The sequence below is a fragment of the Epibacterium ulvae genome (assembly GCF_900102795.1).
Taxonomy (GTDB): Bacteria; Pseudomonadota; Alphaproteobacteria; order Rhodobacterales; family Rhodobacteraceae; genus Epibacterium; species Epibacterium ulvae.
Window position 1 is genome coordinate 14,587 of the sequence record NZ_FMWG01000013.1, and the last position, 18,058, is coordinate 32,644.

General features: G+C 54.2%; 13 protein-coding genes. 9 read left to right on the top strand and 4 right to left on the bottom strand.

The features are described from left to right. Window position 1: 1 nt before the first annotated feature. Window positions 2-838: a response regulator transcription factor gene (locus BLP79_RS16460; RefSeq protein ID WP_090220794.1), complete on the bottom strand. Its 837-nt coding sequence runs from the start codon at window positions 836-838 to the stop codon at window positions 2-4. A gap of 679 nt (window positions 839-1,517) precedes the next feature. Here BLP79_RS16460 and BLP79_RS19730 point away from each other — a divergent pair. The 4 genes from BLP79_RS19730 (at window position 1,518) to BLP79_RS16480 (ending at window position 8,823) form a co-directional block, all read left to right on the top strand. Further along, on the top strand, window positions 1,518-3,347 hold the full coding sequence (locus BLP79_RS19730; protein ID WP_157844000.1) for a hypothetical protein: 1,830 nt from the start codon (window positions 1,518-1,520) through the stop codon (window positions 3,345-3,347). A 100-nt stretch (window positions 3,348-3,447) separates the two neighbouring features. Next, window positions 3,448-5,475, top strand: coding sequence for a hypothetical protein (locus tag BLP79_RS16470; RefSeq protein ID WP_090220795.1), 2,028 nt, complete (start codon window positions 3,448-3,450; stop codon window positions 5,473-5,475). Window positions 5,476-5,497: 22 nt separating this feature from the next. Further along, complete coding sequence (locus BLP79_RS16475) at window positions 5,498-7,456, top strand: type I secretion system permease/ATPase (RefSeq protein WP_232716541.1); 1,959 nt, start codon at window positions 5,498-5,500, stop codon at window positions 7,454-7,456. An 11-nt stretch (window positions 7,457-7,467) separates the two neighbouring features. After that, a complete protein-coding gene (locus BLP79_RS16480; protein WP_090220796.1) occupies window positions 7,468-8,823 on the top strand; it encodes an HlyD family type I secretion periplasmic adaptor subunit in 1,356 nt (451 codons plus the stop codon). Between the two features lie 16 nt (window positions 8,824-8,839). Here the strand turns inward: BLP79_RS16480 and glf are convergent, their stop codons facing one another. From glf to BLP79_RS16495, 3 genes are all read right to left on the bottom strand, one after another. Beyond that, window positions 8,840-10,012, bottom strand: a complete 1,173-nt coding sequence (gene glf, locus BLP79_RS16485; protein ID WP_198512013.1) for a UDP-galactopyranose mutase — start codon at window positions 10,010-10,012, stop codon at window positions 8,840-8,842. Window positions 10,013-10,079: 67 nt separating this feature from the next. Then, a complete protein-coding gene (locus tag BLP79_RS16490) occupies window positions 10,080-10,733 on the bottom strand; it encodes an ABC transporter ATP-binding protein (protein ID WP_090220797.1) in 654 nt (217 codons plus the stop codon). 22 nt (window positions 10,734-10,755) lie between these two features. Then, window positions 10,756-12,123: a KpsE/RkpR family capsule polysaccharide export protein gene (locus BLP79_RS16495; protein ID WP_198512012.1), complete on the bottom strand. Its 1,368-nt coding sequence runs from the start codon at window positions 12,121-12,123 to the stop codon at window positions 10,756-10,758. A gap of 90 nt (window positions 12,124-12,213) precedes the next feature. Between BLP79_RS16495 and BLP79_RS16500 the strand changes: the two genes are divergently transcribed. From BLP79_RS16500 to BLP79_RS16520, 5 genes are all read left to right on the top strand, one after another. Beyond that, on the top strand, window positions 12,214-13,074 hold the full coding sequence (locus BLP79_RS16500; protein ID WP_090220798.1) for an ABC transporter permease: 861 nt from the start codon (window positions 12,214-12,216) through the stop codon (window positions 13,072-13,074). Window positions 13,075-13,164: 90 nt separating this feature from the next. Next, on the top strand, window positions 13,165-14,331 hold the full coding sequence (locus BLP79_RS16505; protein ID WP_090220799.1) for a hypothetical protein: 1,167 nt from the start codon (window positions 13,165-13,167) through the stop codon (window positions 14,329-14,331). Next, window positions 14,328-15,245 (top strand): glycosyltransferase family 2 protein, encoded by a 918-nt coding sequence (locus tag BLP79_RS16510; protein WP_090220800.1) that lies wholly within the window; start codon window positions 14,328-14,330, stop codon window positions 15,243-15,245. Before BLP79_RS16505 ends, BLP79_RS16510 begins: the two co-directional genes overlap by 4 nt. 20 nt (window positions 15,246-15,265) lie before the next feature. Beyond that, window positions 15,266-16,921 carry a glycosyltransferase family 4 protein gene (locus BLP79_RS16515; protein ID WP_090220801.1) on the top strand — a complete coding sequence of 552 codons (1,656 nt, stop codon included), beginning with the start codon at window positions 15,266-15,268 and terminating at the stop codon, window positions 16,919-16,921. After that, window positions 16,909-17,913, top strand: a complete 1,005-nt coding sequence (locus BLP79_RS16520; RefSeq protein ID WP_232716539.1) for a hypothetical protein — start codon at window positions 16,909-16,911, stop codon at window positions 17,911-17,913. Before BLP79_RS16515 ends, BLP79_RS16520 begins: the two co-directional genes overlap by 13 nt. The last annotated feature ends 145 nt before the right edge of the window (window positions 17,914-18,058 follow it).

An 18,058-nucleotide genomic window follows, 5' to 3' on the forward strand; every position in this document is an offset into this window, starting at 1 on the left:
CTCAGGCCCGCGCATATTGGCAGGTGGTGACAAATTTCATCGCTGCAGCAGTACGATTATTGACCCTCAGCTTGGTGATGATGTGATGGATATGCAGCTTGATCGTATGTTCTGAGACTTTTAATTTGGCCGCAATCTGCTTGTTTTGCAGACCATTCACCACCTCTTCCATCACTGCAACTTCGCGTTGGGTCAAAACCTCTTTCTCTTCCCCAGAGGTGTCCAAAGCCGCTGATGACAGCACAATCGCCTCTCCGCCAGTCTCTGATATGGTTGAAGATGTGGGATCCGTTGCTGTTTCTCCATTTGCAGCGGGTGTGGGTTGCGGCGTGGTAATGTTTTGCTCCAAAAGTTCGGACGGCAGATAGCTGCCCCCGCTGAGGAACAGGCGCAGCACCGCCAGCCAGATATCGATGCTTTGGTTCATGGGTAAAAACCCCTGCAACCCCAGGCTGCCGCCAAGACGCTCTAAGGTGCTATGGGCATTCGCCTCATTCCAATAGGCCACAACAAATCCCGGCATCTGATGGTGCGGATACTCTGCTGCAGCCCCATGGGCCATCTCTTGTATTTTGTGCAGAACACGCTCACAGGCGCAGGCATCAACAATGACCAGTCGTATCCCCGATGTCAGTGTTTTTAATGCTGGTAAAAACGCATCCAGCGTTTCATATCGCAGCGGCAAAATATCTTCGATTTCTTCATCCACAATACGCAAAACGGTATGCGTAAAACTTTTTTGTGGACCAATAAAAACAACCAATTCGCCTTCAGCGTTAGGTGTCATCAATTGTTGATCATCCAACGGTAACGGCGCCATAGTTTTTACACCCGGCATTCGTTTCTCCAAACCCTAAGGTAAATAGAAATGATAATCCCACTTACCTTCCCTCGCACGCAAAGCCTTGCTGCCATTAAAACGCAACGCTTTTTCTTTACTTACGCTCGATTTGCCCAGGTAATTTTGCGCCCTCAAGATCCTGTGACGCTTATTTTGTGATTTAAAACAACATACTGAAGATAAGACGCTCTTTCGTATCGCGTCAACTAATCAAAAGTATGAAGGTCTTTTCCACAACTCCCCTAATGATTATGTCAAACTTTATAAAAATTGCAATAATCTGTGGATAAAATTTCCAATCCTTTATTAACATGGTTAATTAAAGGCCGCCCTACCTTCAAATAAATAACTGAAATTTAATGCGTATAACGCGTAAGTTGTGCGCATATAAATATATAGTCCGAATTTCCAGCTTACGCCATTTCCCCAAACTGAACAGGATGAACAAGCCCGGCACGACAGCTGCGGGTGAATTCTTTACAATCGCGACCCCGGTGGGAATTCAGCCCGGCTGTCGTTTTCATTTGCTGCGGCATCATGACGGCCAATCGCTTCGTTTCACAATTTGCACTCAGGCAAATGAAACGTGGCGATTGATTTTAAGACACTTTGGTTCGGCAATGGTCACTTTGGAAAGACTCGTGACCGATCGAACCCTTTTAGGGAGAGATAACTTATGTCTGGCAATCGTCACAATCATCTGTTTGGCCTACAGGGCCAATTGCAAGGCCAAGGCCAGTTGCAAGGTCAGGGTCAAGATCAGGGCCAAGGCCAAGGTCAGGAGCAAGGTCAAGGCCAAGACCAGTATCAGGGACAGCACAGTGAAAACCTGAACCTCAACGGGAATGGCAACGGCAATCTGAACGGCAATGGAAACGGCAACGCCAACAGCAATCACAACAGCAATGAAAGCACCTCTGGATCAGGGTCTACGGCGGCTGGGGCCGGCGCTGGTGTAGGGGCCGGCTCTGGAGCCGGGACCGCGGGTGCAAATTCGACCGCTGGCACCAATGCAGGATCTTCCGCCACATCCGGATCAAATGCCACCACCTCAAACACCTCACATGTTGACGTTGATGTTGATGTCAATCTTGGCCTGACCGGTCTGGATCCAACTGATGATGACTTTGGAGATTTCGATCTCGGCAACAATGCTTCAATTGATGACATCTCCATGGTCAATGGCAATGCCAATACCAACATTGGCGGCGACATCAATCTGGGCGGCGTTCTGCAAAAAGCGCTTGGCGGAGATGGCAATGACACGGGCGTTGTCAATGGCATGTCCAATGCGCTGCAAGACAATGATGTGTCCGAAGGTGCATCCGTCAGCAACAATGCCAATTATGGCTCGACCCAAACAGCGCAGGGCGGCAGCGCCTATGCTGAAGAAGGCATCACCAACGAAGCCGATGGCGGCGACGCTGGCAGCGGATACTCCACTGGCGGTGCAGGCCATGCCCATGGGGCACAGGGCGGCGGTGCGCTTGGCCTTGGTGGCATGCATTATGGCAATGCCGGTGGCAATGCTGATGGCGCTGCAGGTGGCGCAGGCGGTGCAGCAACCGCAGGCGGTATCGGTGTTGGCGGTGTTGGCGTAGGTCTGGGTGGCGGCGGTGGCGCTGCAACCTCTGGTGCCGGTGGCGCTGGTGGAGCTGGCGGAACGGCTGATACCACAGGCGGCGGTGGAGCCGGCGGCAGCGGCGGCAACGCAGGCCCGGCTGGTGGCATTGGCGGCGCAGCAAGCGGCCCAGCTCTGGCCGGAGGCCTTGGCGCGGGTGGCAATGCAGGCGCTGACGGCAGCGATGGCGGCGACGCAGGTGCAATCGGCGCGGGCGGCGGCGGCTTTAGCTTCCTGCCTTCCCCTGGCATTGGTCAGGCACTGGCCGATGGCGGTGACAGCATAGGCTTTGCAGATGCAGATGGTGGTCCAGGCGTTGGCCAGGGTCTGGCCGGATCCGGTGATGCCGGTGGCTATGGCCTGGGTCAATCCAGCACAGGCGGCAATGACGCAGATGGCGGCACAGGTGCCACCGGTGGCACCAGCGGAGCTGGTGGCGCAGGCGGAACCTCTGGTGCAGCGGATGGCGGCAGCGCAGATGGGGCTGGTCTTGGTCACGGCATGGGCGGCGGCTACGGCGCTGCAAGCTCAGGCGCCGGTGGTGCTGGCGGGGCTGGTGGTGATGCCAGCGGCTATGGCGGCACAGCGGGCAATGGCGCAGGGGCTGGCGGTGATGCTGGTATCTGGGGCGGCAATGGCGGCACAGGCGGCCTGATTTCTGCAGATGGCGGCATGGGCGGTCACACCGGCGGCTCATGGGGATCGCACAATGGCGATGATGGCTATGTAAATGGCCTGTCCACCGCCTCAGCGGACGCCGCTTTGGACAATGCAGCCTTCAATCAGAACATCGTCCAAGGAGCAAATGTGCTGGGCAACACGGTTGATATGACCGTTGTGGGCGGCGGCTACAGCTCTAGCCTAATTGGCGAAGACGACGGATAAGTCTGAGAAACCCCGGATCTGCGCGGCGCCTATGTCGCGCAGATCCCCTTTCCAGCCCACATTTTAACGAAGGATCTGCGCAAAACCGGGGGCTCATGATATGTTTGACGATAAAACAGAAATCATTGCTCATTTTATCGGGATTTTTGAACTTTCAAATGAAGCCGCACGGCTGAAAATTCAATATCAGGAGTTTACAGCCCAACTGGCTCAGGCCCCAGATCTGAACGCCTTTCTCACGATTAATATCAATGTATCCTCCAGCTATAACCTGACAGATTTCAATCCAAATCTCTACTGGCGCGACATCAGCCCTTCCATCGGTGCACAAACCTCACCGCTGATTTTATCGGGTCAAAGCGGCGTTGTATCCGCGCCCCTGCCCCGCATGTTTCCCAGCGAAACAGCGCCCGCGCCTCTTTCTTCAAACCGCACATCCCAGACCGGCGATCAGCCCAATTTTCAGCTGCCCCCGCCGGCCCAGCTGGCCACGGTCACAGCCCAGATCAATGTGCTGGAAGATCTGGACGTGCTGATCACGTACCCCAGCGCATTTGAATTTCTCTCGGCTTCTGAATTTAACGCAGGTCTTTCTGCGCTGCAGACCCAAGCAGACGCTTTGCTACCTTTGACCACACCCGCGCCGGCACAGGGGGAGATCCATGCCCATGAAACCGGTCTCGCGCTGAAAACGCAGCTGCAGAGTCTAGAGACAGACGCGCTGACCCAAGCGATAGGTGGCACCAGTATCAGTGCCGCGTTTGGCGCTGATATCGACCCAATTACTGTGAATGGCAGCGCTGCAGAGGCCTTGCCCCAATTGGCAGATATCAGCCATCGCTTTGCCCCAGCTGAAAGTGAAGACGAGACCTCTGCGCCAGAGATGGCAGAGGGCGCTTTGTCAAACCCGGCGCAATCTGCGCAAGGGACGCCGCTGACAGAGACGGATCTGGATGCGGCCACCCATGAGGTGAGCGCCGGCAGCAATGTTTTAATCAACCAAAGCAGCATCAGCACCAATTGGCTGGATGCGCCCGTGGTTTCAGTGGGTGGTCAATCTGTTGAGGCGGACGTGATCAGCCAGGTCAATGTCTGGAGCGATACAGATCTTATAAATGGTGAAAATAGCACCACTGACAGCTCGTCAGATCCCAGTCAAAGCTATAATGGCGCAGAATTCATCCAGACTGCCAATCCCGTCCTCTCTGCGCCAGCCGATGGGGACGCCCCCGGCAACGGCCCCGATTTTCTCGCCGTGGTGACGCTGGACGGAGATCTGTTGAATTACAACTACGTGCAGCAGTTCAACTTTGCTCAGGACGGTGATGTGCTCAGCATTGGGTTTTCGGCCCAAGACACGCTGATCCAGACCGGTGGCAATACGCTGATCAACAGCAGCGATATTCTTGGTCTTGGCTTTCACTATGATATGATCATCATCGATGGGGATTTCATCGATCTGTCGTTTCTTTCACAGACCAATGTGCTGTTCGACAATGACTGGATCAACACACAGCCGGGGTTTGCCGGCGATATCAGCGCGTCAGACAATCTATTGCTGAATGCGGCCAGCATTTCCAACATTGGCTTAAACACACATACCGAGATCACCGATCCATTTGCCCAGACCGCAGAACAGTTTGCAAATGGCATCCATGATGTCAGCGCGGTGCAGGGGGATGTGGCTTTTGCTGAATTGGACCTGCTGCGCGTGCTGCATGTCACCGGCAATGTGCTCAATCTGCAGATCATTGAACAGGTGAATGTACTGGGGGACGGCGATCAGGTCGCGGTTACCGCCAGCACGCTGCAGGCAACGGATGGGGCCAATGTCTCTGTTACAACCGGTGAAAACGAGCTGTTGAACCTCGCCTCAATCACCGATGCGGGCCTGGATTCAACCATTTACACAAGCGAAGGCGCCTATACCGACGCCTTTCTCTATCAGGCGGATTTTGTCTCGGAACAAGACCCCCTGATGCTGGCCACACCAGATGGTCTGGCCAGCGAAGCCTTTCTGTTTCTGGCCGATGGGTTGCTGGAATCAGACCACGACGAGGACGCAGGCATCTTTGCACCGCAATCAGGGGAAACAGCGGTGGATGTGATGCAGACGCTCCTTGCCTAAATTTTCAAAAGGGGGATGCACATTGAAAGATTATGGAACGGAAAACCCGGGGGGGACAGGACCAACAGGACAGGGGGCAACCGGAAAGGCGCGCGATTTTTCCAATGCAGCGCCCCATCAGATGCCTCAAAACCCACATCCTTCTGGCCAAAGGCCCAAATCACCGATCAGACGCAGCCAAAGCGGCGGCGGTGGGGGCAACGACAGCCGGTTTCACAAACGCCTTGGTCCCAATGATTTTTCCAAAGGTCTGGAGCTGGGGCTCCAAGCCATTCGCCAGAACATCCTTCTGGTTATGGTGTTCACCTGCGCCACCAATCTGCTGATCCTCGCGATCCCGCTGTATCTGTTTCAGATTTCAGATCGGGTCCTGACCAGCCGGTCAATGGATACTTTGGTGATGCTGACCACCCTGATTGTGGGTGCAGTCCTGTTGCAGGCGGTGCTGGATGCGGTGCGCCGTTTTATCCTGATGCGCACAGCGGTTGAAATTGCCGCCCAGCTTGGCAATCCCATCCTAAGTGCTGCGGCGCGCGCGTCCCTACACAGCAATGGGCGTGAATATCAGACCTTGGGCGATCTGCAGCAGCTGCGCAGTTTTCTGGTTTCTGGCACCTTGTTGTCCTTTCTCGATATTCCTTTCACACCGTTTTTCCTTTTGGCGATTTACCTTGTGCACCCGCATCTGGGGCTGATTGTGATGGCAACAGCATTGGTGCTTTTTGTGATTGCGCTGATCAACCAAAAGATCACCTCCCGCAGTTTTGCCGAGGCCAATCAACATCAAAGCCGCGCCAATCTGCATCTGGATTCCATGTCTCGCAACAGCCAGATCATCAATGCGCTGGCAATGATCCCCGAAGCAGTCAGCATCTGGGGGCAAGACACGGCGCGCTCGTTGAAATCACAGGTGAAGGCGCAGGACCGTAATATCATCACAGCCTCCTGCTCTCGTGCGGTGCGGCTGCTCACACAGATCGGCATGCTTGGCTGGGGGGCTTCCTTGGCGATCAACGGGGAAATCACCGGCGGTATGGTGATTGCAGCCTCTATTATTGCCGGCCGCGCTCTGGCTCCGGTGGAAGGCGCTATTGAAGGCTGGAATCATTTCCTTTTGTCACGTGCCGCTTACGGGCGCATTGCCACACTGCTGCGCAGCTCGCCTCTTAATCGGGACCGGCTGATCCTGCCCCATCCCGAAGGCCGTCTGGATGTGGAGCGTTTGCTGTTTGTGCCGCCGGGTACAAAACGTGTGGTCTTAAACGGGCTCAGCTTTACCCTGTCACCGGGCGACAGCCTTGCCATAATCGGCAATTCAGGGGCTGGCAAAACCACCCTTGGCAAAATGCTGGTGGGATCCGTTCTGCCCACCTCAGGCGCGGTGCGGCTGGATCTGATGGATCTGCGCAACTGGGACCAGCGGCAGCTGGGATCAAACGTGGGCTACCTGCCCCAGGACGTGCAGCTGTTTCCCGGCACCATCAAACAAAACATCGCCCGGATGCGCGAAGACGCCACCGATGAGCAGATCCACACCGCAGCTGTTCTGGCAGATGTGCATGAGATGATCGCCAGTTTCCCCGAAGGCTATGAAACCATGGTGGCAGCAGATGGCACCCCCCTGTCGGGTGGGCAAAAACAACGTATCGCACTGGCACGTGCCTTTTTCGGGGAACCGCGCCTGGTGGTTTTAGATGAACCCAATTCAAATCTGGATGCAGCCGGCGATATGGCACTGGCACGCGCGCTGACCCATGCCAAATCCCACGATATGACCGTGGTTGTGGTGACGCAGAAACCGTCGCTTTTGGGGTCGGTGGATAAGATCATGCTGATGGCAGATGGCAATATCGCCATGTTTGGCCAACGCCAGCAGGTTCTGGCCCAATTGGAGCAGCGCCGCCGCTCCACGCCTGCGCCCGCGCCACAAAGCAATCAAAATCTGCAAAACCCCAATCTGAATGGCCCAGCCCCCGCATAAGGAGTGCGACCATGACCTTAATTCACCCGCCCCATGAAAACGAATATCAGCCACAAGAGTGGTATTCAGAATTACCCCGTCAGGTGTCCCGGATCGGGATGTTTGGCATTATCTTGATGCTTGGCTGTCTCGGCGGGTTTGGCTATTGGGCCTTTAGCGCCCCTCTTGCGGCAGCAGTGGTGTCACAGGGCAGCTTTGTCGCCACCGGGCGCAATAAAATCCTGCAGCACTTTGAAGGCGGGATCATTGATCAGATCCTTGTCAGTGAGGGCGATTTTGTCAAAGCAGGGGATCGTCTGGTGACATTGGACACCACCGCCGCAGAGACACATCTGAAAGAGTTGAACATGCGGGGCGCCCGGTTGGAAGCCATGATTTCTCGCTTTAGAGCCGAATATTTTGGCTATGAAACCTTGGAATTCCCTCCAAAACTCCATGCGCTGGCAGCTGAAAATCTGGACCTGTCGCATATTCTGACCAGCCAGACCGAAAGCTTTACCCTGTCGCGCGACAAGCTGGAAAATGATCTGGGCCTGCTCAACGACAATATCACCGCGCAGAGCCTGCGCAAACAGGGCTACAGCGATCAACGTCACTCTGTTCAGGAGCAGATTGTACTGTTTCAGGAAGATCTGGAGGCCAAAACCACCCTGTTTGATCGCGGTCTGACCCGTAAGACAGAGCTGAACGCGCTGCGCCGTTCCATCGTGGAAGGCACCGGACAAATCGCGCGGCTTGGCTCTGAAATGGGGGAAAGCGACACGATGATTGAAAAATATCAAAAACAGGCGCTGCAGACTGAACATGCCTATAAAGAGGCCGCCCTTGACGAATGGAACGCAGCCCAAGCGGAACTGGACAGTATCAATGAACAGATCCTGCAGGCGCGCGATGTGTTGCGACGCACGGAAATCACCGCCCCTGTGGCGGGCACGGTGGTGCGGATGCATTATCACACCTCAGGCGGGGTCATCAAAGCGGGCAAGGAAATTGCCGAAATCATCCCCTATGACGCGCCTTTGATTATTGAAACCCTGATCCCGCGCACGGAAATTGACAGCGTGCAATTAGGCCAGCACGCTTTTATCCGGCTGTCCGCGCTCAATCAGCGCACCACCCCGGTGCTGGACGGCGAGGTGATCTATGTGTCAGCGGATTCAATCCACAATCGAGAAGATCAGACCAACCCCGAAGTCTATATTGCCCGCGTCACCCTTGCGCGCAGCAGTCATCAGCAATTTCCGGGTTTTGTGCCAACCCCCGGCATGCCTGCCGAAGTGCTGATCACCACGCAAGAGCGCACCTTTTTTCAATATATCACCAAACCCATCGTCGACTCTATGTCGCGCGCCTTCCGGGAGGATTAGATACCGTTCCGCTCTTCTAAACCGGGTCTGCAGCAAAAACAGGGGCAGGCTGTCCTGCAGTGCGCAGATCCAGGTAGCTGCGCGCTGTGTCCAGCGCCTCGCGGATGGTCACATCCATATCAAGGTAGCGATACGTGCCGAGACGGCCCACAAAGGTCACATCTTTTGCCTGCTCTGCCAGCGCCACATAGTCTTGCAATAAGGCTTTTTCCTTCACCTGTCGGATGGGATAGTACGGGATATCCTCTGGCTCGGCGGCGCGCGAAAACTCACGGTAACACACCGATCCTTCATGGCTTTCCCAGGGCGCAAAATGTTTGTGCTCGGTGATGCGGGTATAAGGCACGCTTTCTTCACCGTAGTTCATCACCGCACAGCCCTGATAATCACCTTGCGTGTCAAAGCGTTCAAAATCCAGAGTGCGATAGCCAAGGCGGCCCAGTTCATAGTCAAAATAGCCATCCAGCGGCCCGGAATAGAACACATGATCATAGGCTGTGCCCATATCGCGGGTGAAAGCCGTATTCAGTTGAACCGTAATGTTTTTATGGTCCAGGATCTTTTCAATCATCTGAGTATAGCCGTTTTCCGGCATGCCCTGATATTTGTGAAAGAAGTAATTATCATCATAGTTGAACCGCACTGGCAGGCGTTTCAGAATGCTCGCAGGCAGTTCAGACGGGTGCATGCCCCATTGTTTGATGGTGTAGCCTTTGAAAAACGCCTCATACAGATCCTTACCGACAAAGCGCATCGCCTGTTCTTCAAAGGTCTGCGGATCCGCGATTGAAGTATCGGCCTGTTCTTTGGTGATGAAATCATGTGCCTCGTCAGGGCGAAAGGTTTTGCCAAAGAACTGATTGATCGTGTGCAGATTGATCGGCAGGGAAAAGACACCGCGCTGGCCTTTGGGGTCTAAACTGGTGGTTTTTACCCGGTTTTTGTAAGGTTGAAATGTCTCAAACCGGTTCACATAGTCCCAGACTTCCGCGTCATCGGTATGGAAAATATGCGGACCATAGACATGCACATTAACGCCGGTTTTTTCATCGCGCTCGGTGTGACAGTTGCCGCCAATATGAGCGCGCGCATCCACCACAGTGATCTCGTGGCCTGCCTCCGCCAGATGGCGGCCAATCACAGCCCCCGACAGGCCCGCACCTACCATCAGAAATTTTCCTACGCTCATATTTTGTCTCTCCTGTCCCAGTTCGGCCACGTCTTTTCAATCTGGATTCACTTCAGGCCAGGCCTGCTTATTTCATCAAACGCAGATGTTCTTCAATAGCCTCATCCAGATCCGCAAAATAGCGCACACGCCCCTGCTCCAGGACAAGGCCCGCATTACAGAATTCACGCAGCTGGGCCATTGAATGGTTGACGACAATTGCACTGGAATGGCGCATCCGATCCGAGAAAAGCGCCCGGCTTTTGCGTTTGAAGGCCGCATCACCCACTGCAGTCACCTCATCCACCAGATAGGTGTCAAAGCGAATTCCCATAGAAGCCCCAAAGGTCAACCGGGAGCGCATGCCTGAGGAATACCCCCGCATGGGCATGTGATAGAACTTCCCCAATTCAGCGAACTCATCCACAAAAGCCACAAGATCATCTGTATCCACCCCATAAACCCGGGCAATAAAGCGCACATTTTCTGCGCCCGTCAGATCCCGGTGAAACGAAGCCGCCAATCCAACGGGCCATGAGATTGACCCATCCGTGACCACTTGACCGTAATCTGGGGGCAACGTGCCTGCAATAATCTGCAGCAAGGTGGATTTTCCTGCCCCATTACGCCCCAAAAGCGCCAAAGAGCTACCTGTGGGCAGTGTCAGGTTCAAATTGTCGATAATGGTCTTACGCTCTCCGCGCAGCCAGAAACTTTTGGTGAGGTTTTCAAAGCGGATCACAGGATAAAGCCCTTCTTTGTCTTTAGCTGCGATCTCGGATGGAATAATAAACCAGTGCCAAGATGGACCATCCCAGCAATAAAAACAGCCCCACCAGCCCCGTCAGCACAAATCGACGGGGCGCCTGTGATACCTCTGCCAAGGTGGGATTGATATATGTGGCCAGATAGCGCCCCTGTCGGGTGGCCGCATCCCGGGCCACCTCCAAAGCTGCCAGCGCAGCCCCGTAACTTTCCTCGGCAAACTGTCGATTAACATTCAGCCGTTCAAACTCGGATATCAATCTGGGATAGTCTTCGCCAACCGCTCCGGTCTCTGTGTTGTCTGCACTAGCAAAATTAATGCGTTCAATTTCGATGCGATCGCGGATCACATCAATGCGGCGGCGCGCCGTACCAAGACGCGGATCTCCTGCCGCCAGTGTTCCGCTTTGCAGATCATATTCAATCAAAGCTTCGGCCAATTGCTGCTGCAGATTGTTCATCACCCCCATACGACCCTGAATATCCGCTTCAGGATCTACAATGCGGGTGCGCGTGCGAAAGGCAATCAAAGCCTCTCGCGCCTCTTTCAACCGCTCCAGCGCCACATCCAGATCTGCGCGCGCATAACGCATTGCATCACTGCGCGCCTGCTCGTTCAGCGCATTGATCCGCTCCTGGCTGATCCGCACAATGCTGCGCGCGATCGCCTGTGCCGTTTCGGCGTCAAAGGCAGAGATCTGGACTTCGGTCAGCCCCGAACCACTGTCATAGGAAATGCCCACAATGCGCTGCCAATACCAGGCCAGATCTTCCTGAGTGGCAGAGGGCCAAAGCGCAAAGATCCAATCTTTTGGCCAATATGTGCTGTAATGCCCGCGCAAATCCAGTTCGGTATCGACAGCAGAAACCATTTCCTGACTTTGGATAAATTCAAACAGAATATCTCCATCAGATGCGGTTCCGTTTCCGGTAAGAGTCGCAATGCCTCCCAACAAATCCGTGCTGCTGGTGCTTTCCTGTGAACGCACGATAAAACCCGTGGTCGACACATATTGATCTTCGGCGATTGTAAACAGATAAAAGACAGCCGCCAGCAATGGGATCACCACCAAAGCAGCAAAACTGACCAAAAGCCCCCAATGCCGTCGCCGCATACCAGCGGGGCGCGCTACGGAATGAGCCGTAGACAAGGCCTCGGTCTGGGCGGTCAGCCGGGCAATCTCGGCTTTGTCTTCCTGCATTTTCTTGCGCAGGCGCTTCAACTCCTGCTTTGGCCCAAGAGGACCACCCTTTCCCGGCCCTTTGGGTCCGGGGCCTGGCTCGGCGGCAGGTTGTTCGGGTGCATCACTTGTTTCAACAGGACGCAGATTACTGTTGCTGTCTTGCGTCATGATGATTTGTCCCACAATACACTCATTGCTCTTGCCTTTTGCTTTTGCAGCAGTATCGCTGTCCTATTGCAACTCTACAACCACACAATCAACACGTTGTTTGACATGACCCGCATTGCGCCCTCTTCCCCCGCCCCCCCAGATGCTGACGCTTCTGAAGCTGCATTCGCGCCCGCCCAGCCCCCTGCTGTGGCCCGTACACGCAGTTTTGCTACAACACGTGTGGTGGTGGCATTAATCTTGCGCGAAATGTCGACCCGCTACGGCCGCACCCCCGGTGGATATCTGTGGAGCATCGTCGAACCCCTTGCTGCAATCCTCTTTTTGTCTGTGGGATTTTCCCTGGTGATCCGCACCCCCTCTTTGGGCAATAGTTTTCTCCTTTTTTATGCAACAGGTTTTTTACCCTTCAACCTGTATCGCGAGCTCTCTGGCAATGTGTCTCGCGCATTGACGTATTCACGCCCCCTGCTGCGCTATCCCGCTGTGACCTGGATTGACGCAATTTTGGCTCGATTTCTTTTGAACAGCCTCACAGGCAGCCTCACAGCCTTACTCTTGCTCAGCGGAATTTTGCTGATCTCTGACAGTCGCGCTGTGCTGGACATCCCTTCTGTTGTCAGCGCAATGGGGCTTGCAATGCTGGTAGGGCTGGGAGTCGGCACATTAAACGCTGTTCTTTTGGGATTATTCCCAATCTGGGATGTAATTTGGTCTGTTTTAAACCGCCCTTTGTTTCTGGCTTCAGGCGTGTTGTTCCTATTTGAAGACATGCCCCCTGTGGCCCGCGAAATCCTCTGGTACAACCCGCTGATGCATGTGGCCGGGCTGATGCGCACAGGGTTTTATCCAACCTATGGGGCGCACTATGTAAACGTGTCTTATGTGCTGCTGTTAAGCCTTGGGCTGCTCGCATTGGGACTGTTGCTGATGGGGCGATATCACCGCGAGATTTTGAACCGCTAAAGCCTGGTTAAAGCGGTTTTTGCGCATCAGGTTTGCGCTGGACCCATTGAGGTTCTTAGATTAGGAACTTCCCGCAAGAAAGACAAAGGCATGGGTATGACGGATCAGGTGGCGCAAAGCCAAAGCTCAAAAACGCTGGTGATCCATATCGGAGACCATAAAACCGGAACCACCACCCTACAAAATGCTTTTGCAGTTGGGGCTGTGCGCCCGCAAACAGTTGAGCTTTTGTACCCTGCAAAACTGAACCACAATTACCTCATGGGCTTTATCAAAAGTCATCTGGAGAAGACGCCGCTGCCAGCGCATCTGCGCAAGAAACCGGGTTTGGAAGAACTGGCCTCTGAAATCGCAGACAGCACAGCAGACTATATTGTGTTGTCTGGTGAGGTGTTTGAAAATATTCCTGCTGCGGGTTTTCGCACCGTGGTGGATCATTTTTTCCGTCCCCACGTGAGCCGCATTCATATCATTGCCTATGTCCGCCCCCACGCCGAACGAATTTTGTCCAGCTTTGGCGAACAAATCAAAATCGGCTGGTTCAACCAAACGATGCAGGCGTTCTATGACAAGAACCTTGCATCACGTCGCTTCCACTATGCCCCGCGCTTTGAAAAATGGCGCGCGGCTTTTGGCCCGGATTTCACCTTGCGCCCTATGGTACGCAGCCAATTGCGCGGCGGATCCGTCATTGAAGATTTTGCCCATGTCGCCTTTGACGAGCAGCCCTGTGAATTCATTGAGTTGGAGTCTGAAAACGAAGCGCTCGGCCTGCGCGAACTGATGTTTTTGAAGCATGTGCAGTCCACGTTCGACGAAACCGGCCAATGGCTACGCCATACCCTGGGCTGGGAAATGGCGCGCCGTATTGGGCAAATCCCAATGCTCAGAGAGGCGCCACAGGAAAAACTGCGCATGGATACGGGGCTTTGGGCACAAATCCAAAAAAGCTACCGCAAAGATGCTGCAGCACTGGATAAGATGTTTTTTGAAGACGCGCCTATCTTACAAGATGCGCTGGACGCCATGCAGGCACGTACCATTGAAACCCCGCAATCGGTTGATCCAAAAGACTACTTTACTCCCGAAGAGCAGCGCAATCTGGATGTAATGGCCGCAATGATGATGGATATGCTTAATGTACAGCACAAATGGCCTGCTTATTTTCACCGCCACCGCCTGCAAGATGTACATCGTCGCAAAACAGCAATAACAGATCGGCCACAGGCTGACGGACCGAAAAAGGACACCCTATGAGCCTCCCCACCTCTCTGGCCGCTGTCATCGTGACATATAACCGGCTTGATAAGCTGAAACGGGTGATCGACGCGCTAAAAAAGCAAACACAGCTGCCGGATCAGGTCTTTGTCATCGACAATGCTTCCACCGATGACACAGGCGCCTGGCTGCAAGAGTTGCAAAACCAGGATCAGCGGTTTCAACATGTGCGTCTGCGCGAAAATTCCGGCGGTGCGGGTGGCTTTTATGAAGGCGCGCGCGTCGCTTATGAGGCCGGCCATGATTATATCTGGTTCAGCGATGATGATGCTTACCCCGAACCAGAAGCAATCGCCCAACTCCAGCACAGCCTGCAGGATTTTGAGACCCGCTTTCACCACCGTCCTGCTTTTGCCTGCTCGGCTGTGAAATGGACCAATGGGGATCTCTGTGAAATGAATACCCCCACAACCGTTTGGGACTGGCCCCGGTTTTACAGCCCCGAAACACCTTATTTTCTGGTCAGCGCCTGCTCATTTGTATCAGTCCTCGTGCCACGCTGGGTGATCCAGGAGCACGGCTTTCCAATCAAAGACTACTTCATCTGGTATGATGACGCTGAATACACCCAGCGCATTGCCAAAACATATCCCGGCATCTATTGCCCCAACAGCGAAGTCGTCCACGATGTGCCTGAAAACAAAGGGGTGAACTACGCGCTGATCAACGACAAGAACATCTGGAAATTCCGCTATGGCGCGCGCAATGAAACCTCATTTCGTCGCCGGGAACAGGGCTGGTACGGGGTGGCTGTTTTTGTGCGCGGTGTGCACAATCAAATGCGCGCGGGCAATGTTGACCCCGCTCTGCGCCGTGAGGTTTACAAAGCAATCTGGCAAGGTTGTTCCTTTGCTCCGGCCATTGAACGGCCCGATCCCGACAGCAGCGTTTAAACAAGCAAAGGGCCACCCTCATGCAGGACAAGGATTACATCGACCAGGAAGTGGCCGGAGTACGCTTTATTTATGAAACCCTTTATCCACAGGAGCCGATTGAACTGCACCTGTGGTGGGAAAAATCCAAGATGGCGACGCCCCTGATCCAAAGGCAGGAGAATCCGCTGAACGCGGATATGCTATCGCAGGGCTATCTGGGCGCACATCGGATCGGCCCGGCTCCACAGCCAGGCCAGCTTGGCCGACGGATCTGTCTGACAATCCCTTCACCGCGTCAAATACGCGGGCGGGCACATCAAAACCTGCCTTGGGCTGATCGCCCACTTCACTACCGGCTGGTCAACAGCCTCTCCCCGCTGCTGGGGGAACAGGGCAAGTATCTGGTTGAACGCCGCCGCCAGCGACTACGTCCCAAACGCCATAAATTTGCCCGCCTCCCCTTAAGCCGCACAGCCAATTACCTCACAGACCCTGCAGTCGCGCACACCACATCCAGAAAAAAAACGCCTGCAATTCTGATCGGCCTGCATTGGTTGGACGTCGGCGGTGCAGAAAGTCTGGGCCTTAATAGCATTCAATGGGCTCTGGATCTGGGCCTGCGGGTTTTTGTGATGGTCGGCCAACATGGCCCTGAGCGCCTGCGCGCCAAACTGCCCCAGCATCCAGACCTGCACCTGATCCGCACAGACCGCTATCTTCCCCCTGCCCTGGTAGGGCATTTTGTTGAGCGTCTGATTGCGCAGGAAAACATCATCCTGACCCACAATCACCATTGTGTGCCTCTCTATGATGCTTTGCCTGCCATCAAATTGCGCCACCCTCATGTGGTCAATCTGGACAGCACCCATATTGTTGAGCATCACGATGGGGGCTATCCGCGCATTTCCGGGGTCTGGAGCAATTTTCTGGATTATCACCATGTGATCAGCAATGAACTGCTGGCGTTTTATGGGGAAAGCTTCCGTGTCTATGGCTCTAAAATGGTGCTGGGGCGCCTTCTGGATGATCGCCAACGGGATAAAACGCCTTTGCCGGTGCGCCTGTCGGCCGGGCAGAATACCTGTCGTATCACCTTTGTCGGGCGCATGGTCCATCAAAAACGCCCCCTTTTGATGCTGGCCATTTTGCGCCGTCTGCACAAATGGGGCAAGGCAAACAACGTGTCTTTTCATTTTGATATCGTGGGAGAAGGTGCTTATCTGGAGGCCCTACGCCATAAGGTCGCGCGCTGGCGTTTGAATGATTGCATTCATCTCCACGGTGCAGGCAGCGATGTGCCTGCGCTTTTGGCCAAAAGCGACATTATGCTTTTGCCTTCTTCAAATGAAGGACTGGCGTTGGTCTGCTATGAGGCCATCGCAGCAGGCTGCATTCCAATCTCCACCGATGTTGGCGGGCAAAATGAGATCTGCCCCGCTGAAACACTGGTGCCTTGGGCGCCCTTTAAAACAGTGCGAGAAACCTGTAATCTCGTGATACGTTTGCTGCGTGACAAAGGCTTTGCCCAACAGGTTGAACGCACCCAGAACGCCAGATTGCAAGCCCTGCAAAACGAACCCTCAGCACGTGAAGTACTGTCACGGATCTATGCACAAACCCTGCAAAAAACCCAAATACCCTCCGCAAAAGCCCCTACGGTTCAACAAGAAGAAAAAACATCATGCGTCGGTTAGTTCTCCATATCGGTACACATAAAACCGGCTCAACCTCTTTGCAAAAATCCCTACTCCAGGGGCAACAAGACAAGACTCTTGGTCCATGGAGCTATATTCATGCCCGGCCACGGGTGGATATGAACCCCTTGGTTGCCTGCAAAGGCATGGGGCCTCAATTGCGCGCGCAACTGCGCATGCCATTTCTGGAGCGCCGCCTGGAAAATGCCAATCAGCGGGGTTTTGAAGACTGTGTGATTTCAACTGAAATGCTGTTCTGGCTGCATGACGAGCGAGAAATCCGCACGCTTGCAGAGCGCCTGCGACAGGAGTTTGATGATATTCGCATTGTCGTCTATCTGCGCCGTCAGGATCTTTTGGCGCTGTCACACCGTAAACAGGTGATACTGGGACAGACAGCCTATCAATTCTATGGCGCACAGGTACATGCCCTTCCCAGCTATCGACCATATTTTATGCGCTATATGGATTATGCCTCAAAACTTGAAAAGTGGGAGCGCGTTTTTGGCGCTGAGGCTCTGACCGTGCGCCGCTATCAGCCACAAGATCTACACGGCAGCGATACGGTACTTGATTTCAGGAACATCCTTGGCCTACCTGCGCCAGAACAGCCTGCAGAGCGGTTGAACACCGCCTGGAACAGAACCCAAATTCTAACTGGGCTTTGGCTACGTCAACGCGGCTACCCGCGCAGTTGCTTTATGCCCTCTCTACGCGCGCTGGAAGATCCTGAAAAGCTCACGCCCTCTCGTGCCCAGGCCCGCGCTTTTTTACGCCGCTTTGAGAAGGTCAATGAAACCCTCGCACAACGTTATGACCCCGAGGGCCCAACACAGTTCTTCAGCCCCGATTTTACCAATTACCCAGAGATGGCCAATGATGGCTATGATGCCCCTCGCCCAGATCTGAAAGCATTAGAAGAAGAGGTACAGGCGCAGATGAAAGAGCAAGGCCTGAAATTGGAAACACTCAACCCAAATGACCGCAACTGAAACCTGTGCTGCCCTCATGTAACAGTTTGCTTTATATTACAAAATCTGTTGAAGGCTTCACAAAAACCATACACCGCCTCACAACAGGGCAAGGCACACATAAATCGACTAGAGCCTCAGATATCAGGCTGTTTAAATTTCTTTC